Genomic DNA, 26,838 nt, shown 5'->3' with positions numbered 1-26,838 from the left:
GCCGCCCCCGCTCCGGCCCGGGCGCGCAGCCGGCCGCGGGCCACTTTGTTCAGCGCGGTGCGCGGCAGCGCGGGGACGAATTCGATCCGGCCGGGCACCTTGAACCGGGCCAGCCGCTGCGCGCAGTGCTCCAGCAGGTCCTGTACGTCCGTGGCCATCCCGGTGCGCACGACCACGAAGGCCATGCCGGTTTCGCCCCAGCGTTCATCCGGGACACCGACCACGGCGGCCTCGGCCACCGCCGGGTGGGCCAGCAGCACGGCCTCCACCTGGGCCGGGGTCACGTTTTCGCCGCCGGAAATGTAGATGTCCTTGATCCGGTCCACGATCTTCACGAACCCGTCCGCGTCCCGCTCCACCAGGTCCCCGGTGCGCAGCCAGCCGTCCACCAGGGTGGCGGCGGTGGCTGCCGGGTCCCTGAAGTAGCCGGCGAAGACGCCCGGTCCGCGCACCCACAGCTCGCCGACCGCGGCGCCGCCGAGGAGCGCGGCGGTGGCCGGGTCCGCCACGGCGATTTCCATGTGCGGGTACGGCTTGCCGGCGTAGCCGAGCATCCGCTCGGCATCCTCGGGCGGCAGGCAGAGCACGTTCGGGGAGGCCTCGGTCAGCCCGTAGCCCTGGCTCAGTGCCACGCCCCGGCTGTGCCAGGTCCGCAGCAGCGGGGCCGGCATCGAGGCGCCGCCGACCACGGCGCGGGTGAGGGTGGACAGGTCCGCGGCGGCGAAGCCCGGGTGCTCGGCCAGCATCAGGTACTGGGTGGGCACGCCCATCATGGTGGTCACGCCGCGCTCGGCGATCAGCGCCAGCACGCGGCCGGCGTCGAAATGGCGCTCCAGCACCACGGTGGTCCCGGTCCACCAGGCCAGCAGCGGCTGGATGTTCCAGCCGCCCACGTGGAACTGGGGCAGCACCGAGAGCACCACGTCCGAGCTGCTCAGCTCCATGGTGCGGGACAGGGACAGGTTGGTCCAGAAGCAGTTGGCATGCGTGAGCACCGCCGCCTTGCTGGACCCCTCCGTGCCCGAGGTGAAGACCATCAGCAGCGGGTCGTGGTCCCGGACCGGGCGGACCGGGCCCGGGATGCCGCCGGCGCGTGCGGGCACCAGGCATTCGACGCCGGCCGGTCCCGGCGCCGTCGTCCGCGGCGGTTCCGGCAGCAGGTCCAGGGCGGCCGCGGCCAGCGCGTCGAATTCGTGCTCCACCAGCAGCAGGGCCGGATCCGCCAGCTGCAGCTGGCCGGCCAGCTCCGCCGGGGCCAGGCGCCAGGACAACGGCACCAGCACCAGCCCGGCCTTGGCGCAGGCGAAGAAGAGCACCACATGGTCCGCGGAGTTCCCGGTGACGGTACCGATCCGGTCCCCGGCCCGGTAGCCGGCGGCGGCGAAGGCGGCGGCGAGCGCGGCCGCCCGCCGTTCCAGCTCGCGGTAGTGCAGCCGGACGCCGCGGTCATCGATGGCCACGCGTTCCGGGGTGGAAACGCATCTGTCCGTCATCCAGCGGCCCAGGGTGTGCAGGCCGTCCGGTCCGGGAGCGGGGGCGTGGTCCTGGATCATCCGGACTCCTCGGGAATCTGCCGCGCCGTCGCGGTGGCCGCCCCGGCCCGCAAAGGCCTGAACCGCCGGGCCGCGCCCGTGATCCCGCCGGTAATCCCGCCGGGGAGAAAAAGCACCACGAGAATGAACAGTGTACCGAGGATAAACAACGGCTCCGAGAGCGGGATCCGCAGCACATCGGGCAGGCCGGCCACCGCCGCCGAGTTGGCCAGGGCGGTCAGGCGCTGGTCCAGCAGGGTGTAGAAGACCCCGCCGATGACGGCTCCCCAGCGCGAGCCCACCCCGCCCAGGACCACCATGACCAGCAGGGTGATGGTGAAGTCGGTGGAAACCGCCCGCGGTACCGCACCGGACTGCAGCAGCAGGTAGACCATGCCCACCAGGGAAGCCAGCACGGCACCGGCGACGAAGACCAGCAGCTTGACCAGGTACGGCTGCAGGCCCAGCACCCGGACGCGCAGCTCGTTCTCGCGCACCGCGGCGGCCACGTGGCCGGCCCGGCTGTACTGGAGCCACGTTACGACGGCAAATACCAGCACCAGCGCGGCGAGCGCCAGCCAGTAGAGGTTGCGGGTATTGGCCACGCCGACCAGGAAGGCCGGCAGGTTCGCGGTCTCCAGGGCCAGGCCCTCCTCCCCGCCGGTGGTGCCGCCTGGATTGCGCCGCACCAGCACGGATCCGGCCTGGGCGAAGGCCAGGGTCACCATCGCGAACGGGATGCCGCCCACGCGCAGGCTGATGCTGCCCACCACATGGGCCAGGACGACGACCACCAGCAGGGTCAGCCCCATCGCCGGCAGCAGCGGGACCTGCAGGTTGGCCAGGATGACGGCCAACCCGTACACGCCGGCGCCGAAGTACAGCGCGTGGCCAAAGGAGAGCAGCCCGGCCACGCCGAGCAGCAGGTGGTAGCTCAGCGCCGCGGCGGCCATCAGCAGGCACATGGCCAGCAGCTGCAGCGAGCCTGGGGTGTAGGTGGGACCGGGCAGGATGCCCGGCAGGGACAGGTTCAACAGCGGCAGCAGGGCCAGCAGCACCACCGCGGCCAGCCCGCTCCCCCAGCCCAGCAGCTTCCGGCGGCCGGACGGCGCCTGGCCGCCCCGCACGCCCCCGCCGCCGCTGCGCAGGTGGCGCGGGTGCGGTTCCAGGCTGCCGGACCCGGTACCGGTGTTTTCGGTGCGGGTGGTGGTCATGATTTCCTCCCCAGCAGTCCGGCAGGGCGGAACAGCAGCACCAGCGCCAGCGCCAGCACCACGGCCAGGTCGCCGATGCCCCAATAGAAGTTGGCGAATTGCTGCAGCAGGGCCACGGCCACCGAGGCCACCGCCGCGCCGGTCAGCGAGCCGAGCCCGCCGATGACCGTGACGATGAAGGCGAAGATCAGCAGCGAGCCGCCCAGCAGCGGCGAGACATAGCCAAAGTAGTGCGAGGCCAGCACGCCGCCCAGGCCCGCCGCGGCGCCGCCGATGGTGAAGACCAGGGTAAACGCCTTGCGCACGTCGATCCCCAGGGCCGTGACCATGGAGCGGTTCTCCACGCCGGCGCGGATAATCATGCCGTAGCGGGTGCGCTTGAGGAAGAAGACCAGGCCCAGCAGCACCAGGCCCGCGGCGATAATGCAGACGAAGCGGTCATTCGGAATCCGGGCCCCGAACAGATCCGTGGTCTCCTTGAACCAGGCCGGCCCCTGGATGAAGACCGGGTCGGTGCCCCAGATGCCCTCGAACAGGGCCACCGTGGCCAGGGACAGCCCCACGGTGATCAGGACCTGTTCGATGTGCCGCTCGTACAGCCGGCGGATCAGCACGAACTCGGTGAACGCCGCGAAGAGCGCCCCCACCGCCGCGCCGATGAGGATGGAGAGCAGGAAGGTCCACCAGCTGTCCGCCCCGGTGCGGCGGGCCACCTCCCAGCCGGCGAAGGCGCCCAGGGTCAGGAAGGAGCCGTGGGCGAAGTTCAGCACGCCCATCAGCCCGTAGATCAGGGACAGGCCGGAGGCCACCAGGAAGTACAGCGCGCCGAGCCCCAACCCGGTCACGGCCAGCAGGATCACTGTGCTCACCGGGCTGCCTCCTGTTCGTGTTCCGCAGGTCCGGCCGCCGCAGCCGGGGTCGCGGCACGGGCCCCGTCGTCGTGCCCGGCGTCGTCGTGCACGCCGAGCAGGCGCCGGGTCAAATCCTCGTCCGCCAGGAACTCCACGGCGCTGTCGGCAATGTGGGCGACCCGGCCGCCGGAAAGCACCACGGCACCGTCCGCGAGCTGGCGGACCACCTGCAGGTTCTGCTCCACGAGCAGGATCGGCACTGTCGCCGCGGCCTGCTCCAAGGTGCCCGCCACCTCCTGCACGATCTTCGGCGCCAGGCCCTTGGTCGGCTCGTCGATCAGCAGCACCTTGTTCTCGTTCAGCAGGGCGCGGGCCAGGCTGACCATCTGCTGCTGGCCGCCGGAGAGCGTGCCGGCCAGCTGGTTGGAGCGCTTGACCAGGTCCGGGAACAGCTCTTCGACCAGCTGGCGGCGCGGATGCGCGTCCCGCTCGGCCAGCCGCAGGTTCTCCGCCACGGTCAGCTTGGCGAAGACCTCGCGGTCCTCCGGGACGTAGCCCACGCCGCGGCGGATGATCTTGTGGGTGTCTTCCTTCTCGATCCGCTGCCCGTCCAGCTCCACCGCGCCGGTGCGGCCGATCAGCCCGATGATGGCCTTGATGGTGCTGGTCTTGCCCACGCCGTTGCGTCCGAGCAGGGCCGTGATGCCGGTGGCCGGCACGGAGAAGGAGACGTCCTCGACCACCTGCTGGCCGGCGATGTGGGCATGAAGCCCGGCGACGGTGAGGATGGGTTTCATACGGGTTCCCCCAGGTAGGCGCTTTGCACGATGGGATTGGCCATGATTGCGTCCGGAGTGTCGATGGCCAGCAGCTTGCCGTGGTGCATCACGGCCACCCGGTCCACCAGGCCCAGCACCACGTCCATGTGGTGCTCGACCATCAGCACGGTGCAGCCGCGGTCCCGGTGCATCCGCCGGATGATGGCGCCCAGCGACGGCACGTCCCCGGAGGCCACCCCGGCCATCGGCTCGTCCAGCAGGATCACGGACGGGTCCGCGGCCAGCAGCATGGCGATCTCCACCTTGCGCTTGTCCCCATGGGACAGGTCCCCCGCCGCCGTCGCGGCCTTGCCCTGCAGCCCCACCTCCACCAGGTTCTCCCGGGCCACCCGGGTAGCCTCGTCCGCCGCCCGGGGAAACTTCAGGACCGACAGGCTCCCGCCGAACCGTGCCTGGGCGGCGAGCCGGACGTTCTCCAGCACGCTCAACTGGGGAAACAGGCTCGAGGTCTGGAACGTCCTCCCCAGGCCGGCCCTGGCCCGGGCATGGATCGAGGCACCCGTGACATCCGCACCGTCAAGGAGGATGCGGCCCTCGGTGGGCTTGAGCACCCCCGAGATGAGGTTGAACAAGGTGGTCTTGCCGGCGCCGTTGGGGCCGATCACGCCGACCATTTCGCCGGCGGCGACGTCGAAGCCGACATCCTCGAGGATGCGGGCGCCGCCGATCTTCAGGCCGGCGGCAACCACGGCAAGCGCGGGGCGGGCTGGGGAGGACATGTTGTTCCTTCGGTGGATGGTGGCCCTTGCTTACTTGGCCTCGGCCGGGGCGACGCTGTCCGCCGGAACGACCTCGACCAGTTCCGGCGTCCACTTGCCGTCCTTCTGCACCAGCTTGGCCTGGTACATGTCCTGGATCAGGGCATGGTCCGAAGCGCGGACGGTGGTCTTGCCCTTGGGCCCGTCGAAGCTGTAGCCCTCCAGCGCGGAGACCATGGCCTCCACGTCGCTGCCGCCCTCCTTGACCGCCTGGACGATCAGCTGGCCGGCCACGAAACCGTCCGGTGTGAAGAGGTCCGGCTTCTTGCCCGCGGCCTCGACGGCCTCGATCATCGCCTTTTCCACGTCATTGCCGGCAGCACCCGGGAAGTAGTGGTTCAGGAAGCTGATCTTGCCCGCGGCCGCGCCGTAGGCGCCGAAGGTCGCCGCGTCGCCCAGCCCGGTCACGACGGGCGCGGCGTCGAACGCGCCCTGCTGGTTCAGTGCCTGCCACATCGATCCGGAAGTGGCCCCGGCCCAGGCGGCGAAGACCAGGTCCGGCTTGGCGTCGATGAGCTGGCGGGCAAACGGGGTGAACTCGGTGGCGTCCTCGGGCACCAGCACGCTGTCCACGGTGGCCCCCTTGGCGCCGAGGACCGCCTTCACCGCAGCGAGGTTGCCTTGGCCAAAGGCGTTGTCCTGGGCGAAGACCACCACCTTCTTGCCTTTGAGGTCATCGACGAAGGTTCCGGCCGTGGCCACGTCCTGCAGGCTCTGGCGGCCGGAGCGGAAGGTGTACTTGTTGATGCCCTGGATCGCGTCCGTGGCGGCGGGGCCGGAGATGTAGAGGACCTTGTTCTGCGCGGCCTGCTCGGCCAGCTTCAGCGCGATGCCCGAGACCACGGTGCCGGCCAGGATCTTGTAGTCCTGTCCGATCAGGTCCTTGGCGACGCTGACCGCCTTGTCCGGGTCGCCGCCGTCGTCGTGGTAGGTCAGGTTCAGCTTGGTGCCGCCCACCTCGCCGGTGCCGCCGGTGGCGTAGTCGATGCCGGCCTGCAGGCCCTCGTAGTAGGCCTCGCCGTAGGCGGCCAGCGGGCCGGTCTTGGAGTAGACGATGCCAACGTCCACGGTCTCGGCCGCCGTGCCGGTGGCCCCGCCGCCGGCGCTGCCGGGACCGGGAGCGCAGGCGCTGAGCGTGAGCCCGCCGACCAAAGCGGCGGCCATCAGGAACTTCTTTGTTGCCTTCACGGGATACCTTTCGTCGGAACCGGCTGCCGGCAGGACCCCCTGTCCCCCGGCGACCTGAAGCAGGCCGGCACAGATCCCCGAAGGGACTGCAACACTAAACCTGAAAGGCGATTCAGGTTACGGCAAATCTATGCCGCACCTCACATCCTGTCAACGCGAATGGCCCGCTTCAGGATCACAATGCGGTTACGGACACGGCGGCAAATGCAAAAGCCCGGCCGGCCCCGAAGGGCAGGCCGGGCTTTTGTCCGGAGGCCGGATCAGCCGGTATAGCTCAGTGATAGCTCGGTGACTACTCGGTGCTGTTGCGGTTGTTGGCCCGCCAGCGGATGCCGGCGTCAATGAAGTCGTCGATTTCGCCGTCAAGCACAGCGGCGGTGTTGCCGACCTCGTGCTCGGTGCGCAGGTCCTTGACCATCTGGTATGGGTTCAGCACATAGGAGCGCATCTGGTCGCCCCAGGACGCCTTCACGTCCCCGGCGAGCGCCTTCTTCTCCGCGTCCTCCTGCTCCTTCTTCAGCAGCAGCAGCCGGGACTGCAGCACGCGCAGCGCGGCGGCGCGGTTCTGGATCTGGGACTTCTCGTTCTGCATGGAGACCACTATGCCGGTGGGAATATGAGTCAGGCGCACGGCGGAGTCCGTGGTGTTCACGGACTGGCCACCCGGGCCCGAGGACCGGAAGACGTCCACGCGGATTTCGTTCTCCGGGATGTCGATGTGGTCGGTCTGCTCGATCAGCGGGATGACCTCGACGGCGGCGAAGGACGTCTGGCGGCGGCCCTGGTTGTCGAAGGGGCTGATCCGCACCAGCCGGTGCGTGCCGGCCTCGACCGAGAGCGTTCCATAGGCATACGGGGCCTTGACCTCGAAGGTAGCGGACTTCAGCCCCGCCTCTTCGGCGTAGGAAGTGTCCAGCACCTGCGTCGGATAGCCGTGGCGCTCGGCCCAGCGCAGGTACATGCGCAACAGCATCTCGGCGAAGTCCGCAGCGTCCACGCCGCCGGCGCCGGAGCGGATGGTCACCACGGCCTCGCGCTCGTCGTACTCGCCGGAGAGCAGCGTCACGACCTCCAGCTCCGCCAGCGCCTTCTTCAGCGACTCCAGCTCCTGCGCCGCCTCGGCGAGCGAATCCGCGTCCTCCTCGCCCTGGGCCAGCTCCACGAGGACCTCGAGGTCGTCAATGCGCGAGGACAGGGTCTCAAGCCGCTCCAGCTCGGACTGCCGGTGCGAGAGCTTCGAGGTCACCTTCTGCGCCGCCGCCGGGTCATCCCACAGATCCGGCGCACCGGCCTGCTCGCTCAGGACGGCGATGTCCTTGCGGATGGTCTCCACGTCGGACACTGCCTCGATGGAGTCATAGGTCGCGCGCAGTGCGCGGATTTCAGCGGGAAAATCGATTTCAGCCATGGTTATTCAAGCCTACGCCATGGCGCAATGCCCGCGGCCGGCCCCGGGCTGTTTCGGCGCCTGCCCTGCAATCCCCTGACCGGGGCGGCTTCACCCGTTCCCAGGCCCGGCTTCCGCCGCACCCGCCATTCCCCGGACACCCCGTTGCACGGCCGTCTCAAAGCGCGAGGGCAGGCGGGCCGCGCCCGGCAGTTCCCTGCCGACCGCGGCGGCAGTTGCCGCGCCCGGCCGGGCCGCACCCTGCGCCCCTGGAAGGTGGCGGTCCTCGCGCACTTCGACACGGACGGAGCCGCCAACGGCCCCACCGGGGCCGTTGGCGGACGTCTCAAGAAACCACCCCGGATCACCGGGGAGTCCGGAACTTCGCCACCGGCCGGCTGCGCATGCTGCTCTCGCCGGGAGGCCACCGCCCCTACCGGCAGACCCGGCGCAACCCTGGCTTAAACCCCAAGGGTCCGATAAACCGGGACCGAGGCCGGAGGCTGCCGCCTCATCCGTGGCTATGCGCGGTCGTAGGCAACATATTTGACGTTGAGGTACTCCTCAATGCCCTCGGAACCGCCTTCACGTCCGAGCCCGGAGTGCTTGATGCCCCCGAACGGGGCCGCCACGTTCGAAACCGTTCCCCGGTTGACTCCGACCATGCCCGACTGCAGCTGATCCACGATGCCCTGCACCCGGTTCAAGTCCCTGGAGAAAATGAAGCTGGCAAGTCCGAATGGAGTGTCATTGGCCACCGACACTGCTTCCTCGTCCGTAGCGAAGCGGTAAACGGGAGCGACGGGACCAAATACTTCTTCATGCATGATCCTCGCCTCCAATGGAACGTGGTCGAGAACGGTTGCCGGGTAGAAATGGCCGGCACCGGGGACACGCTTGCCTCCGACCACGGCCCGAGCGCCCTTGCCGATGGCGTCCTCCACAAACAATGCGCATTTGTCCACTGCCCGGCCGTCAATGAGGGGTCCGAGAGCTGTGGCAGGATCAAGGCCATTGCCCAGTGTCACCCCGGCCATCTGCCGGGCGAATTTGTCGACGAAGGCGTCAGCGACTGATTCGTGCACGAGGATCCGGTTGCTTGCGACGCAGGACTGGCCCCCGTTGCGCAGCTTTGCTGTGACTGCCCCTTTCACTGCGTTGTCCAAATCGGCGTCTTCAAACACGATGAGCGGGGCATTGCCGCCCAGTTCCATGGACATCCGAAGCATTTGGTCCGACGCCTGGGCCACGAGGCGTTTCCCGACGACCGTCGATCCGGTGAATGACACCTTGCGCAGGCGGTTGTCCTTCATCATGGCCTCACTTAGCCCGGGGGCGTTCGAGGTCGTGACGACGTTGACCACCCCTTCCGGCACGCCTGCCTCACCCAGCAGCCTGGCCAGGAAAAGGCTGGTCAGGGGAGTCAGTTCGGCTGGCTTGAGTATGACAGTGCAGCCGGCCGCCAAGGCGGGCGCAATTTTGCGGGTAGCCATTGCGAGCGGGAAGTTCCACGGAGTAATCAGCAGGGATGGACCTACCGGCTCCTTACTGGTGACGATTCTCGACAATCCATCCGGACTCAACCGGTTACGCCCCTCGAAGCGGACCGCTTCTTCGGAGTACCAGCGGATATAGTCTGCCCCGTAAACGACCTCGGTCCGTGCCTCGGACAGGGTTTTCCCCATTTCCAGCGTTATCAGGGTGGCCATTTCCTCGGATTTGTCGATGACCGCCTCGTAGACTTTCCGCAGCAAATTGCTTCTGTCAAGAGGGGAGGTCCGGGCCCAGTGCTGCGCGGCTTGCGCCGCCGCGCCGAGGGCCTTGAGCCCGTCGTCCGGGCTGCCGTCCGCAATTGTCTTGATCGGCAAATCCGTTGCCGGATTGTAAACCGTCAGGGTCCGGTGATCCTGCGAAGGCGTCCAGCCTCCAATGAACAATTCATCGGGAACGGCGTCGAGTATTCTTTCCGCCTGGGTGGTGGTTTGCAGCGAATTCATGATCCTGCCTGATTGAATGATGCCGGGGAATGGAGGAGCTTATAGCAGCGTGTCGAGGGTCTGCCCGATTGTCTTGGCGATCAGGTCGACATCCTCATCGGTCACGACGAACGGAGGGCTGATTTGGAGCGTATTGCCGCGAAGGGGCCGCGTGATGACGCCGCCGTCGTCTATGCAGGCATTGGCCACGGCCTCGGCATCCGCGTCGGGCACGAGCTGGACGCCGGCCAAAAACCCAACGCCGCTTCGGATTTCCGCTACGAGAGGATGGGCGGCCAGAGGGGCAAGGGCTTTATCGAGTACGGACTCCAGTTCGAGGGACCGCGGCACCAGTTGTTCGCGCTCGAGGATGTCGAGGTTCGCGTGCGCAGCCGCGCATGCCGTGGCATGGCCGGAGTACGTCATACCGTGCCTCAGGATGGGTGCGTCCTGGCCTCGGTAGAACCGGCCCCAGATACGTTCCGCAATAAGGATGCCGCCCAATGGGACGTAGCCCGAGGTTATTCCCTTGGCCACAAGGACCATGTCGGGCTCGAGATTGAATCTGGCCGAGGCAAACATACTGCCGGTCCGGCCAAAGCCGGTAATGACTTCATCAATGATCAACAGAATGTCATTCCTGCGGGCGATTTCCTGAAGACCTTCAAGGTATCCGGCCGCCGGTGGAATCACCCCTCCGGTGCCGATAATCGGCTCGGTGATAATCGCGGCAATATTTTCAGGGCCGATTTCATCCACCACGGCCCGGACGCCTTCAATATCGTTTGTCGGAATGCGCGCGGTCTCCGGGACCAGGGAATCGGTGCCGTAGCCTTCGCGATTGAAGTCAAGCCCGGCAACGCTGGTGCCGAAGGCATGCAGCCCATGATACGAGAAAGTGCGGCTGAGGACGGTTTTCTTGGTCGCCTTGCCTTCAAGTTGCCAGTGACGCCGGGCAATCTTGCAGGCTGCGTCTACGGAGTCCGATCCGCCGCTGTTGAAAATCATCTTGGCGTTCGGAATCGGCCCCATGGCGACAACCCGGTCCGCGAGAGAGAGGGCCACGTCGTTGGCGAAGCGGCCAAAAACATGGTACGTCTCCAGCTTGCACAGCTGGTCATAAGCCGCTTTGGCCACTGACTCCCGGCCATGGCCGATGTTTGCGTGCCAGAGTCCAGCCGTCGCGTCCAGCAGACGCTGTCCCTCCGACGTCGTCACATATGCACCCTTCCCCTCGGTGATGACGATGCGGCGCGGCAGGACTGAGGGCATGTGCGCCTGGGCGCTCCACAGTGACTCCCCTACGGCCCCGGAACGTCCTACCAGGCCAGAGGCGGTTGCCTGAGTAACCATTTTCTTCTCCAGACAGGAGTATTCGACAATTCAACGAACTAGTCGAGGACGGCAAGCAGCTGTCCTTCGGCGACTGCTTCCCCTTCCGATACGGATATGTCCGTGACAACGCCGGATTCGGGTGCGTCCACCGGAATCTCCATTTTCATGGATTCGAGGATCATAATGGTTTCATCCTCCTCGACGGCGGTTCCGGGAGCCACGAGGATCTTCCAGACATTCGCGGCCAGGTCCGAGCGTACTTCACTCACTGTTCATTCCTTTCTTTGCAGGTAGCAGCAAACATTAAGAGGCCCTGTTTCCCATGGATTGGCGGCGCTGGGCGGAATGGTCCATATGCTGCTTGATTTGGTCATCCAGATCCCCCAGATTGCCACCCTTCACCGTTAGCAGCAGCTGCCGATGCTCTGCCGCAATCTCTTCCGGATGGGGGTAAGCGTCCTCAAGCATCATCAGTGACATACGCGTTTCGGTGAGAAGAGTCTGATAGAAGGCCATGAGGCGTTTGCTGCCGAGGCTCCCCACCAGGACCGTGTGGAATTCCAGGTCCAGGTCAACCAGGTCCGACCAGGGCCGTCCACTTTCCGAAGCCGCCTTCATTTCGACAATCACGCGGTGGAGTTCATCGAAAATTTGCTTCCTGGGGTTCCTGGCAAGCTCCTTGGCTGCTGTCTTTTCAACCGCCTGACGGGCCACGGAGATGTCGTCCATGTCTGCTTCGGACAGTTCCACCACAAAAACCCCGCGGTTCCGTACCCTGTACAGGAGGCCTTCCTGTATGAGCCGTTGCATTGCTTCCCTCACCGGCGAGCGGCTGACGTTCAACTGCTGGGCAAGACCGGTTTCCCGGAGCTGTTGCCCGGGCGAGAACGCCCCCTTCTCAATAGCGTCCCGAAGCCGGTTAACGATGGTCTCGACTGTTCCGTCGATGAGGATCGGCTCCAGTACCGGCTCACTCAACTTGGTGCTCCTCTCGGTTTCATGGATCAGCTCCGGCGCATAGTCCGATCAGCCGGGTTCCACCGAGGCGTTGCCGGTTTTGGTCAGAGGACGTACGGATATGCCCGAATTGTGAAGGGACTGCCAGACCGTGCGGATGACGTCCACCGAGTTCGGTGCGTCCCCGTGCAGGCAAATACTTTCCGGCAAGATGTCAAGATCACGTCCGGACTCCGCGGTTACTTTCCCTTCCCTGACAAGCCGGATCGCCCGTGAGGAAACAAGCGCCGGATCCCAGGCCTGTTTTTCCCGCTCGATTATGAGATTGCCGGCGTCATCGTAGGCCAGATCGGCGAACCCTTCCTGGACCAGCCGGATGCCGAAGCGGCCAGCCAGCTCCGCGTGGCGCTTGTCGAAAGAGTACAGGAGGAGGGCGCTGTCGATCTCGGCAACCGCTGCGATGACAGCCTCGGCCAGCTCCGCGTCTTCCAACGACATCACATACATGACCCCGTGGGGTTTTACATGGGAAAGGCTTGAACCTTCGGCTTCGACGAAGGCCTTGAGCGCCCCTATCTGATACAGGGTGTAGTCCTGGAGCTCTTCTGCCGAGACTGCCATGCGGCGACGCCCGAAGCCCATCAAATCCGGGAGCGCTACGTGGGCCCCGATCTGGAGGCCCTGCGCAATTGCGGCCCGGACCGTACGGCGCATAATTCGCGGGTCTCCGGCGTGGAAGCCGCAGGCGATATTGGCGGCGCTGACATAAGGCATGAACTCCTCGTCCGGAGCAAAGCGCCAGCGGCCGTAGCCTTCACCCATGTCGCAGTTGATTTCAATACTGGCGGTGTTCATTCCCTTGCTCCCGCGCCGGCCATGATCAGGGAACGTTCCTCTTCCAAGGCATAAGCCTCGTCCAGGGATATTGGCTGGAACCGGATGGTATCCCTGCCCGGTCGCATCTGGCCGATCTTCCAAAGGCTGGCCTTGGGGACAACGCCGAAGACGACAAAACCTCCGGAAGTAGGACCGTCCGGCCCGAGAATCACCGGAGTGTCCCCATTCAGGTTGATCCCGCCGAGAGGGTACCCGGTGTCGAGGATGTTGGAAGGATGCCCCCCGGCAATACCCCCGTCGGCCCGCGACCATTGCAGCCTCACCGGGTCGAGCCGGATCCCGGTACGATTAGAGTTTTGGTCCACTGACCACACCCTGGAGAAGAAATTCCCGACGTCCGCCTCCGTGACAAACTCAGGTGTGGCAAACGGTCCGGGCACGACCTCCACCACCCAGTCGTGCCGGTACTCGGGGATCTGTTCCGCCGGCAGCTCTGCCGCGGCGGACACCCCTGAGCTTCCGATGGCCAAGAGGTCTCCCTTGACGAGGGCACGCCCGTCGACTCCGCCGAGGGAACCCATGGTGTAGGTAGCGCGGGAGCCGAGGACCAGGGGAACATCGATCCCTCCCCTGACCGCCAAGTAGAACCTGAACCCGGACTCGGCCAGACCGATTTTCAGCTCCGCCCCGGCAGGGACCTCAACGGGCGTCCACCTTGGCACTGCAGCACCATCGACGGTCACTTCACCGGCCGCCCCGGTCACCGCCACGGTCGCCGGGGCCTGGAACCGGAATTTCGCTTTGCCGAGCGTTATTTCCAGACCGGCAGCATCCGGGCTGTTACCGACAGCGACGTTACCGAGGCGGAACGCAAAATCGTCCATCGGGCCGGCGGGAAAGTAGCCCCAGGACAGCATTCCGATCCTGCCCGGCCAGTCCTGGACCGTTGTCTGAATCCCCGGCTGAACAACTTCGATCGACATTGTGCTAGCTCCTCATGGAACGGCGGTCGCGGCGGCAGCAGCGTCCCGCTTGGCGGCAAACTCGGCGGCCTCGGCTGAGAGGGAGGCGCACCAGGAGTTGTAGGTGGCAACGTCAAAGTCTTCTTCCCGGATGTCGTAGACGTACTCCCCCTTGTGGACGGCTTCGAAGGACTCCAGCAGCTCCTGTTCGGAAACTTCATGGAATCTGATGCGGTCACACGGCCGCAGAAGCAGGGGCGACTCGGCGAAGGCAGGGTTGCGCTGTTGGATGTCGTACACCGGGAGTGTTCTGCCGAGCAGCTGGTATCCGCCCGGTGATTCAACCGGGTAGATCGAGTAGCAGGGCCCGCCCAGCCCGATCGCCCCCTCTGCCGTCCAGGTGCGTGTCGGGTTGTATTTGGGGGCAAAGAGGACCCTTCTCGGATCCAGCGGAAAAGTGAAAGGAAGGCCGGGGAAGAAGCCGATGAATCCGACCCAGAGCTCGGTGCCTGTTACCACTTCAATCAATTCGTCCAGGTCCGCAAGCCCGTTGTACGCGATCGTGTAATCAACGTTGTTGTCGTTCCGGCAGTTGGGGGCATCCGAACGGATGCTGCGGACATAGCGGGCAACGGCTGCCTTGGCTGTCGAATCATTGAAGGCAGCCGGAAGATTCACCCTGCGGCTCGGCAGGACGAGGTTTTCCGTACCGGATGCGTTGTCATAGGCGTCATCGAGCGCGACAACCAAATTCGCAACGTTTATTTTCGCCGGATCGTAGGACAGCAGGATGGAACGGAAACCGGGTGACGTTTCGATCAGTCCGGGCGGGCGGGACTGGTTCAGGTGCCCGTTGATGTTGTGGACAAAGAAGTTGAGGTGCAAGTCAAAATCCATGCCTCCGAACTCGACCAGGAGGTAGCTGTCGCCGGCCAGCCGGTAAGTCACAGCGGGTTTGCCTGCCGTAGCTGCCCGCCTCTCGTAGATGGCGGAAGGAATCCCTGCCCACTGCTCGGAGATGTATCGGTCCGAGAGCTCATGCGGCTTCATCATACGTACTCCTCTTTACTGGTGGCCGTTTCACCCTTCGCCTTTGCCCGTTGCTGCAGTTCACCCACAATGGCGGTGCTGTAGCGGCCTGACTTAAAGGCTGGATCGTCCAGAAGCACCTGGAAGAAGGGGAGATTGGTCTTCAGCCCCGCAACCTGGAAGGCATCGACAGCAGACCTGGCACGGGCGAGCGCTTCATCCCGGTTCAGGCCCCAGGCGATCAGCTTTGCCAGGAGCGGGTCGTAGGCGGTTGTCACGGTATTTCCGGCTGCATAACCGCTGTCAACGCGGATACCCTCTCCCGATGGTTCCGTCCATTGGCTGATCTGCCCGGGGGATGGAAGAAAGCGTTTGGGGTCCTCCGCATAGATGCGCAGCTCTATGGCATGTCCCGACGGCTGGCGGTTGACAACATCGAAGCCTACGTCCTGGCCGGCGGCGATGCGGAGTTGTTCCTCGACCAGGTCGATGGAAAAGACAGCCTCAGTGACCGGGTGTTCAACCTGCAGGCGGGTGTTCATCTCCAGGAAAACGAAGGTCTGCCGCACGGGATCGACCAGGCACTCGACGGTGCCCGCATTGCGATAGCCGACGGCCGTCCCGGCTTTTACCGCTGCGTCCAACATCCGTGCCCTGAGCCCGGGGGTGATTCCCGGCGACGGTGACTCCTCGGCTACCTTCTGGTGGCGGCGCTGGACGGAGCAGTCCCTCTCCCCGAGCGCGATGACCCGGCCGTCGGCGAGCCCGAGGATCTGGACTTCGACGTGGCGCGCGTCCTGGATGAACTGCTCTATGAGGATCCGGGAGTCGCCGAAGAAGCGCTCTGCCCGGGAGCGTGCCGTAGCAAAGGCCGCCAGCAGGTCCTCGTCGCTGCCTGCAACCATCATGCCGATACCGCCTCCGCCCCCGGAGGGCTTGACGATGACGGGGTAGCCGATCGTATTGGCTATCTTCACGGCTTCGTCGGGGTCGCCCACCGGTTCGGTTGATCCTGATGCGACCGGCACGCCTGCGGCCTGCATCAGGTTCCGGGCGTTGATCTTGTCCGCAACCATCTCCATCGATTCCGGTGATGGTCCCACCCAGACAATGCCGCTTTCAATAACCCGTCTGGCAAAGTCGGTATTTTCGGCCAGGAAGCCGTAGCCGGGGTGGATGGCGGAAGCCTGGACCGCTTTGGCTGTTGCCAGCAGTTTGTCCACGTTCAGGTAGGATTCTGCAGGATTGGCCGGCCCGAGGGAAACGTACTCCGAGGCTTCCTTCACGAAGGGCAGGTCCGCGTCGACGTCCGAGCACACTGCTATGGTCCGGATCCCGAGGGCATTTGCGGTACGGATGATCCGCCGGGCAATTTCGCCCCGGTTGGTGACCATGAGCGATTCGAATACCGGCGTCGTCATGAGCTGACCCCTTTGGCGATGAGGCGCGCCTTGGCCGAGGCCCGCAAACGGTCTGCCAGAACTGCGAGGACGAGCGCCAAACCCAGCGCAATGCTCTGCATGTTGGTATCGAGGCGCATGAAGTTCATCCCGTTGCCCAGCAGCATGATGAAAATGACGCCCAGCACGGTGCCGCCGACGCCGCCCCGGCCACCCTGCAACGAGGCACCGCCGATGACGGCAGCGGTAATGGATTGAAGGGCAAAAGCGCCGCCAAAGGTTGGCTGCCCCGAGCCGCTGCGGGCGGTCAGGAGGTAAGCGGCGATGGAGGCCAGCACGGCACAGATCGCGTAGGTGAGAATCAGGTTTCGCCGCACTTGGATGCCCGCGGTCTTGGCCGCCAGGGCATTGCCGCCGATGGCGTACAGGTGGCGGCCGAAGGTCGTCCATTTCAGCAGGACGAAAACTATGACCAGAATCGGCAGTGCAACGAGAACCAGGTTGGGAACGCCCAGGGTGAAGCCGGACCCCAGACCGACAATGTAGTCCCTCGGCAGGCCCGATACGGTGGCTCCCCCGCTGAAGACCAGCGTGACGCCCGTGACGATCGTGGCCGTGGCCAGCGTGACGATGAACGGGTTGACCTTCAGGAAGGCCACTCCGAGTCCGTTGGCCAGCCCGACTACGAGGCCGACAGCGATGCAGACGACGAACCCCATGATCATGGATTGGCCGACAAACTCCGGGATGCCGCCATAGACCTTTTGCATCATCGTGGCGGAGACCACCGAAGACAGTGCGACCGTTGCCCCCACGGACAGATCGAATCCGCCGGTAACCAGGACCAGCATCTGTCCCAGGGAAATCAGCAGGAGCGCCACGGATTGCTGGGAGACGGAGAGCAGGTTGTCCGGCTGCAGGAAGCGGTCATTCGCCAGGGCAAAGACCACCACCATCACGAGCAGCAACGGCGGCAGCGGTCCAACATTGCTGAAGAACCTGAGCCAGTACTGGCGGCTTTCTTTCCTTACACCGCCGACGGCGGCCGCCGGGCTTTTCACTTCGGTTGTTGACATGACAGTCCTTATGCTGACGCGCCCACTGCATGCCCGAAGGCACCAGCGACAACGGCTTCGTTTGTGATCTGGTTTCCAGCCAGCTCGACCTGGATACGGCCCCCGTTCATCACATAGACCCGGTCGGCCAGGCCCACGACCTCCTCGAGGTCGGAGGAGATCATGAGGACGCCGGCGCCGTCGCTGCACAGCTTGCGCAGATTGGCATAGATTTCCTGGCGGGCTCCGACGTCCACGCCCGAGGTAGGCTCGGCAACCACGAAAACCTTTCGGTCGCGGGTGAGGGCGCGTGCCAAAACGACCTTCTGTTGATTGCCGCCGGACAGCGCCCGGGCCTCCGCGGAAACTGACCGCGGCCGGATGTCGAGCCGCTCGGCCAGGGCCTGCGCCAGCGACCGGATCTTTGATCCGTGGATCAGCCCGAAGGTGCTGTAGGTCTTTGCCTGATTGATTTCAAGCGCAATGTTTTCCTGGACGCTGAGATCAAGCGCCAGGGCTTCCCTCCTGCGGTCCTCCGGCATAAAACCAATCCCGGCCTGAATCATCTCGCGCGGATTTGGCCGGGTAAATTTCCTGCCGCCTACGGCGACGGAACCGCTTGAAACGGGGATCAGACCGAGGACGGCCTTTGCGAGTTCGCTTTTCCCCGAACCCACGAGCCCGGCCACGGCGACAATTTCGCCTTGGCAGACCCGCAGGGATGCATGCGCGACCTTGCCGTCGGCCGTAGAGAGGTCTTCAACCTCCAGCAGGGGTTCCCCCCTGGCCTCGGCCTTTTCCGGGTAGACGGCAGCAAGTTCCCGGCCGACCATGTCGGTGATCAGCTGCTCTTCGGAAACCTCGTCCAGGGTGTGGGTCGAAATGAACCGGCCGTCCCGCATCACCGTGACCCGGTCACCGAGGCGCCGGACTTCCTCCATTCGGTGGGTGATGTAGAGAAGTGCCCAGCCTTCGTCCCGGAGCCGGTCGATGATCTTGAACAGCCTGTCCGCTTCCCGCTCGCTGATTGCGGCCGTGGGCTCGTCGAGAAGAAGGATGCCCGGCGTCCCGAGCAGCCCTTTCGTGATCTCGACAAGCTGCTGTTCGGCCCTGGGCAGCGTTCCGACCTCCGCGTCCGGGTCTATCGTGCCCCCGAGCTGTCCGACCTTTTCCCGCGCTATGCTCCGCATCCTGGCATGGTTCACGAACCCCAACGTCTTCAATTCCCGGCCAAGAAACAGATTCTCGGTCACAGATAATGTCGGGGCCAGGCTGAAGTCCTGCAGCACGACGTTGATGCCGAGCTTGCGGGCATGCGCCGGAGAATGGTGGACAACCTCGGAGCCGCGGACAATGATCTTGCCGCTGTCGGGCTGGTAATTGCCGAGGAGAATGTTGACCAGGGTTGATTTTCCCGCGCCGTTCTCGCCAAGCAGGATGTGCACCTCTCCGGGGTAAAGATCGAGCGACATGCCGTTCAGTGCCCTGACGGCTCCAAACGTCTTGACGATGTTGCTGAGGGAAACAATTGGTTGTTGCTCCATCCCAGCTTCACTTCCTTCCGATGCCGATGATCGATCCAGAGGGACCGCAGCCTGACCCCGATGGATCAGCTCTTCGGTGTCCAGCTCGTAACGGTCTTGAAGTCCCGTGGAGCAAACATCTCGGTATAAGGCACGTCGTCGGCGTTTTCCTTCGTAATCATCTTGGGCACCGGGCCGGAGGTGGGCGCCTCCAGCTTCTGGCCTTCCAGCATCCGGACGGCTTGGTCAACGGCCATGCGTCCCTGGATCGTGGTGAAGTCCGTCGGGGACCCCACGGCGTCGCCGGCGACGATCGCGTCGTATACGGGCGGGATGATGTCGAAGGCGTAGACGTCAACCTTTCCCGTCATGTTGGCGTTCCGTACCGCATTCACGCCTGCTTCGGCAGCAATGTCCACTCCGACGATGTGGGTGATGTCGGGATGGACCTTGAGGGTGTCCTCAATGAGGTTCTGCTGGATTTCCAGGCCAGGATCGGCGCGGCGCATTTCGGCGATCTTGACGTTGGTTCCTTTGATGGTGTCCTTGAAGCCCTTGACTGCGGCATCCGACCACCCCGCACCCTCCGGCCCGGGGAAGAAGCCCACCAGGGCGGATGAACCCTTGGTGTCCTCGATGATGTACTTGGCCGTGGTCACCGCCAGGTCGTGGAAGCTCACCAGCGCATGGGAGAAGAGCGGATTGTCCTTGGAATCGGGGCAGTCTGTTCCGTTGATGAAGTCCACCACCGGAATTTTCTTCTCAAGGGCGGCAGCCACCTGGGGGCATACGCCGGTGGCGTTAATGGCCCCGAGGATGATCGCGTCATAGCCGCCGTTGATGCAGTCCTGCATCTGGCTCAGCTGCTTGTCGAGGTTGGTGTAGCCTCCGGCCTCGAACATGCTGTACTGGACGTTGTCCCGCTGTGCCTCAGTCAGGGTCCCGTAGTTCGTGGCAGCCCAGTAGGAGTCCTTCATGTGGGGGAAGAGGACGCAGATCTTCCACTGCTTGGAAATTTTGTCCTTGGCGATGGGCTTATAAGTGGTTTGCGTCGTCTTGCCGTCCAAGGCCGTGTTGATGGCCGGTGCGGTCCAGTCCTGCACGGAACCGGCGTCCTTGGCCTGGGTGGCCTGGCCGTTTCCGGCTCCCCCCATTGCTCCGCATCCCGCGAGGGCAAAGGTCACCGACAGTGCAAGCGCTCCGAATGCAGTGGTTTTCCTGTTCAGGTTCATGTATTTCTCCCACGTTCCGGCAGTCCGGTGGCCGCCGCTGCAGATATGAACACCCTTGCCTATTGGCTTTTGTCGACAATGTACGGCAGGTGCTAACAACATACCTCTGAGATGTACGTCACAAAAGCCCTGGCGGGATTGAATTTGCCGCAGGATCCAGCTAAGAGCCCGGAGGCGAAGGTATTGCCTGCCCCCCCCCAGCGCGGTGCCTCCGGCTGACAGGCGTCTTGGACGGGACGTGCCATGCCCTCAAGCGGCTGTCGGGCCGGCACGGGTTTGACGGCGGAGAGGGAGACATGGGCCGTGCGCCCCTCCGGCGACCCGGTGCCCGGTTCCATGGCCAGCGCACTGAACTGCTCCGCGGCGCCAAGGGGACCAGGGCTCACCGGTGGAGGCAGTAACGGCCCAATAACGCACCGGTGCTTCACTACTCGTGCCGGCGCTGTCCAGGCCGGCCCCGAAGGCTGCGGTTCCTTCCCGCGGGCATCGTCAGCGGTAGGGGTGATCGCAGCATATCCGTCCGACTGTTAGGAGTGTCATGAGCGAGCTTGAGGCTCTTCGTGAGAATGTGCAGGACCTCCGGCGTGCCCTGCGGTTGCTGGAAGGCAGGGGAATAAGCACCGCGGACTACGGCAGTGCCGGTAACGGCATGAGGGACTACAGCGAGACCAGTTTCGAAACGTACGATGCACGGGCAGATTCGGAGCGTGCCCGGGAGGTTGCCGCTACAGATTCGCCTTTCCATATCGAAGTGCGCTTTCTCGGCGGCCTGACGCCGTCGCAGAAGCAGGTCTTTAAAGATGCCGCCGACCGTTGGGCCAAGCTCATCGTCGGCGACCTGCCTGACACCATTGTCGCTGGAGAGATCATCGACGACGTCCGTATCGATGCCCAGGGTGTTCCCATCGACGGCGTCGGGGGGATCCTGGGCCAGGCCGGTCCGCAACTGGTGCGGCCGCAGGGCGCCGGCAAGCACGCCTTCCTGCCCGTCACGGGCATAATGCAATTCGACACGGCCGACTTGGCGTCCATGGAGAACCGGGGGGTCCTGAACGACGTGATTACCCATGAGATGGGCCACGTCCTCGGCTGCAACGCGTTTGTCTGGGAGCGGAAGGGATTCGTCATCGGCAAGGAGACGGAGAACTGGGCCTTCACCGGGCCAATGGCCACAGCCGAGTACGGCCAGCTGATCGACCCGTGCTCACGGCAGGATGCTGCGGACGGCCATGCCAAGCCGGTGCCGATCGAAAACCTGCACGGGCCCGGAACCCGAGGGAGCCACTGGCGCGAGACTGTGTTTGGCAATGAACTCATGACCGGATTTGTTGGCCAGGCGGGCAACCCGCTCAGCCGAATCACGGGCGGGATGTTTGGTGACATCGGGTACGATGTCGACCTCGCCGCCTGCGACCCGTACCAACTGCCGAGCCATCTGCAGCTCGCCGAACTGGGCCTGCTGGCTCCGGCCGCGCGCGACTACGAGGAGCTGGGGGTGGTGCTGCCGACGATTCCACTTGTAGCGTCGGATGAGAGCATGGATCTGTCGCGGTTAAGGAGGTAGCCGTCCGGTGGCTGGCGCAACGGGGCGGGAGGAACCGTCCGGAAATGAGGAGCATCCGGCGGCAAGCCATCACGAGGGGATCTGGCCCGACGAGGCAATGATCCGTCCCCCCATAGAGATCCTCGGCGACGAAAGCCTGGCCGCGCCAACCGAAACCGTGCGGCCGGCCCCGAACCGGTTCACCCACGAATTGATTGGGGATGAGCCGTATGGTTTCGTCGCCGCACAGGAACGGACAGGCTACATTCCCGCCGGAACCCGCGTTGTACTGATGCGGGTGGACGGCGACCGGTGTTGGGTCGTTGACGGGGATGGCCGCCAGGTGCTTGTGCCCGCCTCGTCACTTCGGAAATTGCCCGAAGCCGGCACCGGCTCGTGACTGGCAACAGGCCGCAAGGGCTCCGTAGCCGCAGGCCGGAATTCCGGCGTCAATGATAAGCGCCTGCCCGGCAATACCGTGCGGCTAAGAGCCCGGGTGAGGGGCGGCGCCGTGGTCGCGGCTTTTCGAATAGTCTGCGGACACGACGGTCCGGGTCCGAAGGCCAGGGCTTCCAGAGCGTGCTCAGGGTGCCCTTGCTGACGCCCTCGGCCGGAATCACCGCGGCAGTCCGGAGGGGCGGCCTCACCGCGTCAGCTCGCTGCGGGCATCGCTCGAGGCGGAAATCGGGAGGCCCGCGGGAACCAGGAAGTTCACCACCGGCGGGTGCACCACCGCCGAGAGCGACACGTGAGCGGTGCGGCTTTCGGGCGAGCCGGTGTCCGGGCCGACGGCGAGGCGGCTGAACCGTTCCGCGGCGCCGGTTTCGGCCAGGTACTGCCGGGCCGCCCGGCGCACGCCGGCGTCGTCGAGGGCCGGCAGCGGGGCTCCGGAGGCGTCCTCGACATCACCGAGGCTGAACGTGTCCGCGGCAGCCAGCGCCGCACTGTCGGCCAGGGACAGCAGCTTTTTGTGCTCGAGGTACACCGCCGACGCGGCCATGACCACGGTGGCGACCAGCAGGCACAGGGCCGCCAGCCCGATGGTCAGCAGCAGGACCTGGCCGTCCTCCGCCGTCCCGTCCCGCTGCCGCCTGACCATCGCCTACCGGTACCTTTCGACGATCTGCGTGGCCGTGGAGCCAACCTGCACCGCCGCCATGTCCAAACCCGCCAAAAAGGGCAGCGGCACATCGAGAGAAACGTCCACGGTTACCGCCGATCCCGGCTCGAGGCAGGGGTCGGTGCTGCAGCTGACGGCCATGCTCAGCCGCCCGCCGTCGAACCCAAAATCCCGGGCGGCCACCAGCACGGCCTGCTCCGCCCGCCCCCGGCCTGCCGCGGGACTCTCGGCGGCGGCAAAGACTTTGGCGCCGTGGTCGGCGGCGCTGACGACGGCGAAGGAACCGGCCTGAACGTGTCCGATGCCGACGATGAAGTACACCACCGGCACCAGCAGCAGCGTGCCCAGGAACAGGAATTCAACGACGGCGCTGCCGGTTTCCGTGCCGCCTTCCTGCCGCACGGCACCGGCCGGCCGCTGCCCCAGCCGCCGGACACCTGGGCGCCGCCGGCAGCCGCTACCGTGGCAGCGGCGCATGGCCTTGGACCGTCATCGCCTGCGCCGGGCCGAGCAGGCCGAACGCCGGCAACGGCGAGGTGACCGTCACGCGCAGCATCCGCCCCGGCCCGCTGTCCACCGCCTCGGCCGCCACCTCGCGTGCATAGGAGGGTCCGAGCGAGGAGGTAATCAAGGACACCGTCCGGTCGCGGGCGTCGGACGGCCCCCGGTCCGCCAGCGTACCGTAGCGGGCTCCGGAGCCGGCCGCGTCGATCAGCGTATTGCGCACGTGCAGCACCAGGGCCAGCTGCACAATAGACATGCACATCAGCACCAGCACGCCGCCGATCAGCACGAAGTCGACGGCCGCCGAGCCCCGTTCGCCGCCGAGGGCCTTATCCCTGGATCCGCACCGAGGCATGTCAGGGCCGGCCGACCTGGGTCATCGCGTCATTGAACATCCCCTCCAAGGCAGGCTTGGCGATAGCCAGGATTCCGGCGACCAGCACTGCGGACATCAAGGTGATCATGACCCAGCCGGGCACATCCCCACGTTCGGGGTCCTTGGCCACGGCCGTGCGCAGCCGTGCCAGCATGACCGTAGCCAGCACGGACAGCATGACGGCTGCCTTGAGACCGAAGGTGTTCCTCATGATTTCCCCCTTGTGTTGTTCCTTCAGCTGTCCCTGGCCGTGCCCTCCCGGTCTTCGGCGCCGCACGGTCACCAACCCAGATTCAGCAGGGCCAGGCCCGGATACACGGCGAACAGCACCGTCAGCGGAAGCACACCGAAGACAAGCGGAACCACAATCGCGCATCATTCGCATTACCAGCCAATCAACCAGAGAGAATCGCCATGGATGATCAGCAGGTTCCTGCAGGCTTTGCGATGGTTCCGGATAGTGACGTGCTCGGGGTTGGCTACGTCGGCCCCTCGGCCGGGCTGGTCTCGACCAGCTGGGAGGACGGGCTCACGATGGTCCATGTGGATGTGGAGGACTTCGTGACGGTGGACGAGGCGCGGCAGCTGCTGGCCGACTTTACGGCGGTACTGGCCAGGCTGGAGGACGCGGAATAGCCTGATAGTTCACCGGGGCCGCCTGCCATTTTTGGGCTCCTTTGTTCCGGCAAAACGGGCGGACCCTGTTCTTCCTGGAGTTCAACGGTTACGGTGACATGACCGCCGAAGAGCTGCGGGAGCTGGCCGGCCAGCTGGCCAGGATGGCCCCGCAGCTGCTGGCGGCGGCCGACCGGCTCGACGGCGAGTAGGGCCGGCCAAGGAGCGGCCCGGGGCCTTGGGGGTATTCCGGGCCGCTTCCGTGTGCGCCCGAACAAAATGCAACGTTTCCGTTACGTATATGCCTTCCGGCCGGCGTACAGCAGAAGTTACGATGCCCGTGTCCGTTGTCGAGACGTTCAACAGCCCCCCGGCAGCCCCCCAACGCCGGGTCGCGCTCCAACGGACCACAGGAACCCCCCGGCTACTTCCCCCAAGGGCGCCGGGGGGTTCCATTGTGTCGGCCGGGTGTCCGGCAAGCTGGCACTCGGTATCCTGTTCGCGTGCAGGTTTCCGGCGTAGCATCAGCGGACCTGCGGGGACCAATGACGGTATCCCGCCCCAGCGAAAGGGCACCGCCGTGAAAGATCTGCTCTACGCCTCTCTAACCGCGCTAATTGCCGCTCTGACCGTGCTAATTGTCGCGTTCAGCTTCTGCATGGTCTGGGTTTCCGTCGCAATCACCGCCGGCGAGCCCGTCACGGCGCTGTCCAGGCTTGGCCTCGCTGCCGTGCTGTTCCTGGCAGCAATCGGGACGGCAAAGGTGCTGGAGAAGCACCAGCCCGAAGAGGCCGGGCAGGCGGAGCGCACTGTCCCCCGGCAGGGCCGGGCCTTCGCGATGCAGCAGGAACCTCCCGTCCCACTCTGAAAAGACGGGTGTTCCTCCATAGGTTCGGGTTCGGGTTCGGGGCGGGTATAGGTTTTGCCGTCGCGGCCGGTGACCGGGGCCGGCGGTTCAGGTGCGTGATTTCTCGCACCTGCCGACACAGAGGAAGCCCCGGTGTTCCACGGACACCGGGGCTTCCAGTCTCTCGGGCTCCAACATTGCCGCCGGTCTGTGGGTGGCCGGGGACCCGCTCGAAACAGGAGAAAGCCTGCGGATCCCCGGCCGGTTGACCGGCTGCACGGCCCCGCAGCCGCACAGCACGTAAAATCACCCTGTTTCGCGGACGGATGTTGCCAAAATGTTGCCACGCAGAAGGGTGTTTCTGGGGCAGCGCCTACGATCAAGTCATGACAAGCAACCTGCCTCCCGAAGACCAGCCCCCGGCCGAATGGCGCCGTTTCACGACGGATGGAGAAGCTGCGGCCCAGCTCCCCGAATTCTCTTTCGGCAATCCCCTGGCCGTCGCCATGGCATTTTGCCATGCGCTGGACGATCATGAGCGCTACCGGCCGGCCCTGTCCCAACTGGTCACCCCGGAGTCGCTGCCGGCGTGGGGGGACTTCAGCGAGACCGCGGGCTTCCTTAGGTCGCTGGAGAACGTCGGGTACGGGAGCCAGGTTACTCCCGCGGTCGGTGACCCTGACGTTGTTTACTTCAAGATCCTGTCCGGCGTGAAGCAGAGCTACCAGGCTCTGGAAGACCAGGTCATGGACATAGCCGCGATTGTCACCTTGGTGTGGCGTCCGGAGTATGGCCGGTGGCTGGTGCATGCCATCGGCGACTACCTGCGGCCGGAGGAAGTGCCCCACTGAGGCGCAGAACTCCTAGCCCAAGGCCGGCTCTTTCGGGAGCAGCCGCACGCGCGTGCCCGGGCTCAGGGGCACCGAGCCGTTTTCGTCGTATAGGACGGTTGTTGTCCCCTGGGCGGTGATGGTCCGTTCAATACGAACCAGCGTCCATGGCTCGGGGGTTTCGGGAGAAACGAAGCGGCGACCGATGCGGTCTTCTCCCAGCTTGTTTGGATCACTGGTCTTCGAGTCGGCCGATTTTTTGAACTGCCGTTTCAGGTCAGGCTTGCATATCTGACAGGACAGGTAGGTCGGGATTTCCTCTAGGTCGTCCTCGGTGGCCAATTGGGGCATCCGAGGCGAGAAACCGCCGTGGCGGATTTCCCGCCGGAGTAATTCCACGGTCCAGCCATTAGGTAACCACTCTGCGCGCCGGTCCAGATAATGCGCCACGGACGCGCACGTCGTCCGGTGGACCACGCATTTGGATCCACCTCTCTTGTTGATGATCAGGTCACATCCGGCCCTCAGCTGATCGTCGACAATCTGCTGCTCCCTTTGGGCCGCCTCATTGATGGCAGCCAGGAGCTCATCATCGGAGACAACTTCGACGTTCCCGGAAAACAGCAGGTATGTGATGTCGTGCACTCCCATGGTCGGACATCGTACCCTGCTTCCTCCGGTGGATGGCTCAGGTTGCGCGGTGGCAGCATGCAGTTATCCCGGGCCTCGATGCCTGCAGGCCCGGCAGACCCCGTCGACGCCCTTTCAGGTGCGGCCAGCCTGCCCGAACAAGAATTGGCCGTACGGTTGCCACGGGCGCGCTCCAAGCTCGTATCGGAGACTGCCCGCGGCGGCCCACATGGCTAACTGGCGCTGATAGCGCAATCCTTACGCTGCCAGGCGCAGTCTAATCCTGCACCCTCGTAGG

Annotated in this window: 29 protein-coding genes; 6 read left to right on the top strand and 23 right to left on the bottom strand. The window is 65.2% G+C overall.

Annotated elements, in window-relative coordinates:
• From ACFQ36_RS03095 to torT, 18 genes are all read right to left on the bottom strand, one after another.
• Positions 1 to 1,553: AMP-binding protein (locus ACFQ36_RS03095; RefSeq protein ID WP_377010511.1), on the bottom strand; the 1,553-nt coding region annotated here is incomplete at its 3' end.
• Positions 1,550 to 2,746 carry a branched-chain amino acid ABC transporter permease gene (locus tag ACFQ36_RS03090; RefSeq protein ID WP_377010509.1) on the bottom strand — a complete coding sequence of 399 codons (1,197 nt, stop codon included), beginning with the start codon at positions 2,744 to 2,746 and terminating at the stop codon, positions 1,550 to 1,552. The genes ACFQ36_RS03090 and ACFQ36_RS03095, both read right to left, overlap by 4 nt.
• Complete coding sequence (locus ACFQ36_RS03085) at positions 2,743 to 3,615, bottom strand: branched-chain amino acid ABC transporter permease (RefSeq protein WP_377010507.1); 873 nt, start codon at positions 3,613 to 3,615, stop codon at positions 2,743 to 2,745. Before ACFQ36_RS03085 ends, ACFQ36_RS03090 begins: the two co-directional genes overlap by 4 nt.
• Positions 3,612 to 4,394, bottom strand: a complete 783-nt coding sequence (locus ACFQ36_RS03080) for an ABC transporter ATP-binding protein (protein ID WP_377010505.1) — start codon at positions 4,392 to 4,394, stop codon at positions 3,612 to 3,614. The genes ACFQ36_RS03085 and ACFQ36_RS03080 overlap by 4 nt, the downstream gene beginning before the upstream one ends.
• Positions 4,391 to 5,155, bottom strand: coding sequence for an ABC transporter ATP-binding protein (locus tag ACFQ36_RS03075; RefSeq protein ID WP_377010503.1), 765 nt, complete (start codon positions 5,153 to 5,155; stop codon positions 4,391 to 4,393). Before ACFQ36_RS03075 ends, ACFQ36_RS03080 begins: the two co-directional genes overlap by 4 nt.
• 30 nt (positions 5,156 to 5,185) lie before the next feature.
• Positions 5,186 to 6,382 (bottom strand): substrate-binding domain-containing protein, encoded by a 1,197-nt coding sequence (locus tag ACFQ36_RS03070; protein WP_377010501.1) that lies wholly within the window; start codon positions 6,380 to 6,382, stop codon positions 5,186 to 5,188.
• Between the two features lie 292 nt (positions 6,383 to 6,674).
• Positions 6,675 to 7,790, bottom strand: coding sequence for a peptide chain release factor 2 (prfB, locus tag ACFQ36_RS03065; protein ID WP_377010500.1), 1,116 nt, complete (start codon positions 7,788 to 7,790; stop codon positions 6,675 to 6,677).
• Positions 7,791 to 8,290: 500 nt separating this feature from the next.
• Positions 8,291 to 9,766 (bottom strand): NAD-dependent succinate-semialdehyde dehydrogenase, encoded by a 1,476-nt coding sequence (locus ACFQ36_RS03060; RefSeq protein ID WP_377010498.1) that lies wholly within the window; start codon positions 9,764 to 9,766, stop codon positions 8,291 to 8,293.
• A 39-nt stretch (positions 9,767 to 9,805) separates the two neighbouring features.
• Positions 9,806 to 11,098 carry an aspartate aminotransferase family protein gene (locus ACFQ36_RS03055; protein WP_377010497.1) on the bottom strand — a complete coding sequence of 431 codons (1,293 nt, stop codon included), beginning with the start codon at positions 11,096 to 11,098 and terminating at the stop codon, positions 9,806 to 9,808.
• A 38-nt stretch (positions 11,099 to 11,136) separates the two neighbouring features.
• Positions 11,137 to 11,349, bottom strand: coding sequence for a biotin/lipoyl-binding carrier protein (locus ACFQ36_RS03050; RefSeq protein ID WP_377010495.1), 213 nt, complete (start codon positions 11,347 to 11,349; stop codon positions 11,137 to 11,139).
• Positions 11,350 to 11,383: 34 nt separating this feature from the next.
• On the bottom strand, positions 11,384 to 12,058 hold the full coding sequence (locus tag ACFQ36_RS03045; protein WP_377010494.1) for a GntR family transcriptional regulator: 675 nt from the start codon (positions 12,056 to 12,058) through the stop codon (positions 11,384 to 11,386).
• A gap of 48 nt (positions 12,059 to 12,106) precedes the next feature.
• The gene (locus tag ACFQ36_RS03040; protein WP_377010492.1) at positions 12,107 to 12,892 is read right to left on the bottom strand and encodes a LamB/YcsF family protein; all 786 of its coding nucleotides are present in this window, start codon (positions 12,890 to 12,892) and stop codon (positions 12,107 to 12,109) included.
• Entirely contained in the window at positions 12,889 to 13,857 is a 969-nt protein-coding gene (locus tag ACFQ36_RS03035) for a 5-oxoprolinase/urea amidolyase family protein (protein WP_377010491.1), read from the bottom strand. Before ACFQ36_RS03035 ends, ACFQ36_RS03040 begins: the two co-directional genes overlap by 4 nt.
• A 12-nt stretch (positions 13,858 to 13,869) precedes the next feature.
• The gene (locus tag ACFQ36_RS03030; protein WP_377010489.1) at positions 13,870 to 14,889 is read right to left on the bottom strand and encodes a carboxyltransferase domain-containing protein; all 1,020 of its coding nucleotides are present in this window, start codon (positions 14,887 to 14,889) and stop codon (positions 13,870 to 13,872) included.
• A complete protein-coding gene (locus ACFQ36_RS03025) occupies positions 14,886 to 16,286 on the bottom strand; it encodes an acetyl/propionyl/methylcrotonyl-CoA carboxylase subunit alpha (RefSeq protein ID WP_377010487.1) in 1,401 nt (466 codons plus the stop codon). The genes ACFQ36_RS03030 and ACFQ36_RS03025 overlap by 4 nt, the downstream gene beginning before the upstream one ends.
• Positions 16,283 to 17,341, bottom strand: a complete 1,059-nt coding sequence (locus tag ACFQ36_RS03020; protein WP_377010485.1) for an ABC transporter permease — start codon at positions 17,339 to 17,341, stop codon at positions 16,283 to 16,285. The genes ACFQ36_RS03025 and ACFQ36_RS03020 overlap by 4 nt, the downstream gene beginning before the upstream one ends.
• 8 nt (positions 17,342 to 17,349) lie before the next feature.
• Positions 17,350 to 18,864 (bottom strand): sugar ABC transporter ATP-binding protein, encoded by a 1,515-nt coding sequence (locus ACFQ36_RS03015; RefSeq protein ID WP_377010483.1) that lies wholly within the window; start codon positions 18,862 to 18,864, stop codon positions 17,350 to 17,352.
• Positions 18,865 to 18,929: 65 nt separating this feature from the next.
• Positions 18,930 to 19,997: a TMAO reductase system periplasmic protein TorT gene (torT, locus tag ACFQ36_RS03010; RefSeq protein WP_377010481.1), complete on the bottom strand. Its 1,068-nt coding sequence runs from the start codon at positions 19,995 to 19,997 to the stop codon at positions 18,930 to 18,932.
• Positions 19,998 to 20,613: 616 nt separating this feature from the next.
• Here torT and ACFQ36_RS03005 point away from each other — a divergent pair.
• Positions 20,614 to 21,639, top strand: coding sequence for a leishmanolysin-related zinc metalloendopeptidase (locus ACFQ36_RS03005; RefSeq protein WP_377010479.1), 1,026 nt, complete (start codon positions 20,614 to 20,616; stop codon positions 21,637 to 21,639).
• 7 nt (positions 21,640 to 21,646) lie between these two features.
• The gene (locus ACFQ36_RS03000) at positions 21,647 to 22,018 is read left to right on the top strand and encodes a hypothetical protein (RefSeq protein ID WP_377010476.1); all 372 of its coding nucleotides are present in this window, start codon (positions 21,647 to 21,649) and stop codon (positions 22,016 to 22,018) included.
• A 243-nt stretch (positions 22,019 to 22,261) separates the two neighbouring features.
• Here the strand turns inward: ACFQ36_RS03000 and ACFQ36_RS02995 are convergent, their stop codons facing one another.
• From ACFQ36_RS02995 to ACFQ36_RS02980, 4 genes are read right to left on the bottom strand one after another with little or no spacing between them, the layout of a single operon-like run.
• Complete coding sequence (locus tag ACFQ36_RS02995; RefSeq protein WP_377010474.1) at positions 22,262 to 22,717, bottom strand: pilus assembly protein TadG-related protein; 456 nt, start codon at positions 22,715 to 22,717, stop codon at positions 22,262 to 22,264.
• Positions 22,718 to 22,720: 3 nt separating this feature from the next.
• The gene (locus tag ACFQ36_RS02990) at positions 22,721 to 23,140 is read right to left on the bottom strand and encodes a hypothetical protein (RefSeq protein ID WP_377010471.1); all 420 of its coding nucleotides are present in this window, start codon (positions 23,138 to 23,140) and stop codon (positions 22,721 to 22,723) included.
• Positions 23,141 to 23,195: 55 nt separating this feature from the next.
• Positions 23,196 to 23,597, bottom strand: coding sequence for a TadE family protein (locus tag ACFQ36_RS02985; RefSeq protein ID WP_377010469.1), 402 nt, complete (start codon positions 23,595 to 23,597; stop codon positions 23,196 to 23,198).
• Position 23,598: 1 nt separating this feature from the next.
• Positions 23,599 to 23,796, bottom strand: coding sequence for a hypothetical protein (locus ACFQ36_RS02980; protein ID WP_377010513.1), 198 nt, complete (start codon positions 23,794 to 23,796; stop codon positions 23,599 to 23,601).
• A 236-nt stretch (positions 23,797 to 24,032) separates the two neighbouring features.
• Between ACFQ36_RS02980 and ACFQ36_RS02975 the strand changes: the two genes are divergently transcribed.
• The 4 genes from ACFQ36_RS02975 to ACFQ36_RS02960 all read left to right on the top strand — a co-directional run bounded on the left by ACFQ36_RS02975 (position 24,033) and on the right by ACFQ36_RS02960 (position 25,931).
• A complete protein-coding gene (locus ACFQ36_RS02975; RefSeq protein WP_377010466.1) occupies positions 24,033 to 24,254 on the top strand; it encodes a hypothetical protein in 222 nt (73 codons plus the stop codon).
• 41 nt (positions 24,255 to 24,295) lie between these two features.
• Positions 24,296 to 24,445: a hypothetical protein gene (locus tag ACFQ36_RS02970; protein ID WP_377010463.1), complete on the top strand. Its 150-nt coding sequence runs from the start codon at positions 24,296 to 24,298 to the stop codon at positions 24,443 to 24,445.
• A gap of 368 nt (positions 24,446 to 24,813) precedes the next feature.
• Positions 24,814 to 25,101, top strand: coding sequence for a hypothetical protein (locus ACFQ36_RS02965; protein WP_377010461.1), 288 nt, complete (start codon positions 24,814 to 24,816; stop codon positions 25,099 to 25,101).
• A gap of 365 nt (positions 25,102 to 25,466) precedes the next feature.
• Positions 25,467 to 25,931, top strand: coding sequence for a hypothetical protein (locus ACFQ36_RS02960; RefSeq protein WP_377010458.1), 465 nt, complete (start codon positions 25,467 to 25,469; stop codon positions 25,929 to 25,931).
• 12 nt (positions 25,932 to 25,943) lie between these two features.
• Here ACFQ36_RS02960 and ACFQ36_RS02955 read toward each other — a convergent pair whose 3' ends face one another.
• Positions 25,944 to 26,561 (bottom strand): hypothetical protein, encoded by a 618-nt coding sequence (locus tag ACFQ36_RS02955; protein ID WP_377010456.1) that lies wholly within the window; start codon positions 26,559 to 26,561, stop codon positions 25,944 to 25,946.
• Between the last annotated feature and the right edge of the window lie 277 nt (positions 26,562 to 26,838).

This window comes from Arthrobacter sp. GCM10027362, from assembly GCF_042679445.1.
Classification (GTDB): domain Bacteria; phylum Actinomycetota; class Actinomycetes; order Actinomycetales; family Micrococcaceae; genus Crystallibacter.
The sequence above is the reverse complement of the archived record's forward strand: the minus strand, read 5'-3'. Positions and strand labels throughout refer to the sequence as shown.

What these genes read in the sequence shown, in the direction of transcription:
- ACFQ36_RS03040 (WP_377010492.1), bottom strand. Translation starts at nt 12,892, where the DNA reads ATGAACACCGCCAGTATTGAAATCAACTGCGACATGGGTGAAGGCTAC.
- ACFQ36_RS03015 (WP_377010483.1), bottom strand. Translation starts at nt 18,864, where the DNA reads ATGGAGCAACAACCAATTGTTTCCCTCAGCAACATCGTCAAGACGTTT.
- ACFQ36_RS03075 (WP_377010503.1), bottom strand. Translation starts at nt 5,155, where the DNA reads ATGTCCTCCCCAGCCCGCCCCGCGCTTGCCGTGGTTGCCGCCGGCCTG.
- ACFQ36_RS03025 (WP_377010487.1), bottom strand. Translation starts at nt 16,286, where the DNA reads ATGACGACGCCGGTATTCGAATCGCTCATGGTCACCAACCGGGGCGAA.
- ACFQ36_RS03055 (WP_377010497.1), bottom strand. Translation starts at nt 11,098, where the DNA reads ATGGTTACTCAGGCAACCGCCTCTGGCCTGGTAGGACGTTCCGGGGCC.
- ACFQ36_RS02985 (WP_377010469.1), bottom strand. Translation starts at nt 23,597, where the DNA reads ATGCCTCGGTGCGGATCCAGGGATAAGGCCCTCGGCGGCGAACGGGGC.
- ACFQ36_RS03020 (WP_377010485.1), bottom strand. Translation starts at nt 17,341, where the DNA reads ATGTCAACAACCGAAGTGAAAAGCCCGGCGGCCGCCGTCGGCGGTGTA.
- ACFQ36_RS02980 (WP_377010513.1), bottom strand. Translation starts at nt 23,796, where the DNA reads ATGCTGTCCGTGCTGGCTACGGTCATGCTGGCACGGCTGCGCACGGCC.
- prfB (WP_377010500.1), bottom strand. Translation starts at nt 7,790, where the DNA reads ATGGCTGAAATCGATTTTCCCGCTGAAATCCGCGCACTGCGCGCGACC.
- torT (WP_377010481.1), bottom strand. Translation starts at nt 19,997, where the DNA reads ATGGGGGGAGCCGGAAACGGCCAGGCCACCCAGGCCAAGGACGCCGGT.
- ACFQ36_RS03060 (WP_377010498.1), bottom strand. Translation starts at nt 9,766, where the DNA reads ATGAATTCGCTGCAAACCACCACCCAGGCGGAAAGAATACTCGACGCC.
- ACFQ36_RS03030 (WP_377010489.1), bottom strand. Translation starts at nt 14,889, where the DNA reads ATGATGAAGCCGCATGAGCTCTCGGACCGATACATCTCCGAGCAGTGG.
- ACFQ36_RS03035 (WP_377010491.1), bottom strand. Translation starts at nt 13,857, where the DNA reads ATGTCGATCGAAGTTGTTCAGCCGGGGATTCAGACAACGGTCCAGGAC.
- ACFQ36_RS02955 (WP_377010456.1), bottom strand. Translation starts at nt 26,561, where the DNA reads ATGGGAGTGCACGACATCACATACCTGCTGTTTTCCGGGAACGTCGAA.
- ACFQ36_RS03005 (WP_377010479.1), top strand. Translation starts at nt 20,614, where the DNA reads ATGAGCGAGCTTGAGGCTCTTCGTGAGAATGTGCAGGACCTCCGGCGT.
- ACFQ36_RS03080 (WP_377010505.1), bottom strand. Translation starts at nt 4,394, where the DNA reads ATGAAACCCATCCTCACCGTCGCCGGGCTTCATGCCCACATCGCCGGC.
- ACFQ36_RS02975 (WP_377010466.1), top strand. Translation starts at nt 24,033, where the DNA reads ATGGATGATCAGCAGGTTCCTGCAGGCTTTGCGATGGTTCCGGATAGT.
- ACFQ36_RS02995 (WP_377010474.1), bottom strand. Translation starts at nt 22,717, where the DNA reads ATGGTCAGGCGGCAGCGGGACGGGACGGCGGAGGACGGCCAGGTCCTG.
- ACFQ36_RS03090 (WP_377010509.1), bottom strand. Translation starts at nt 2,746, where the DNA reads ATGACCACCACCCGCACCGAAAACACCGGTACCGGGTCCGGCAGCCTG.
- ACFQ36_RS02960 (WP_377010458.1), top strand. Translation starts at nt 25,467, where the DNA reads ATGACAAGCAACCTGCCTCCCGAAGACCAGCCCCCGGCCGAATGGCGC.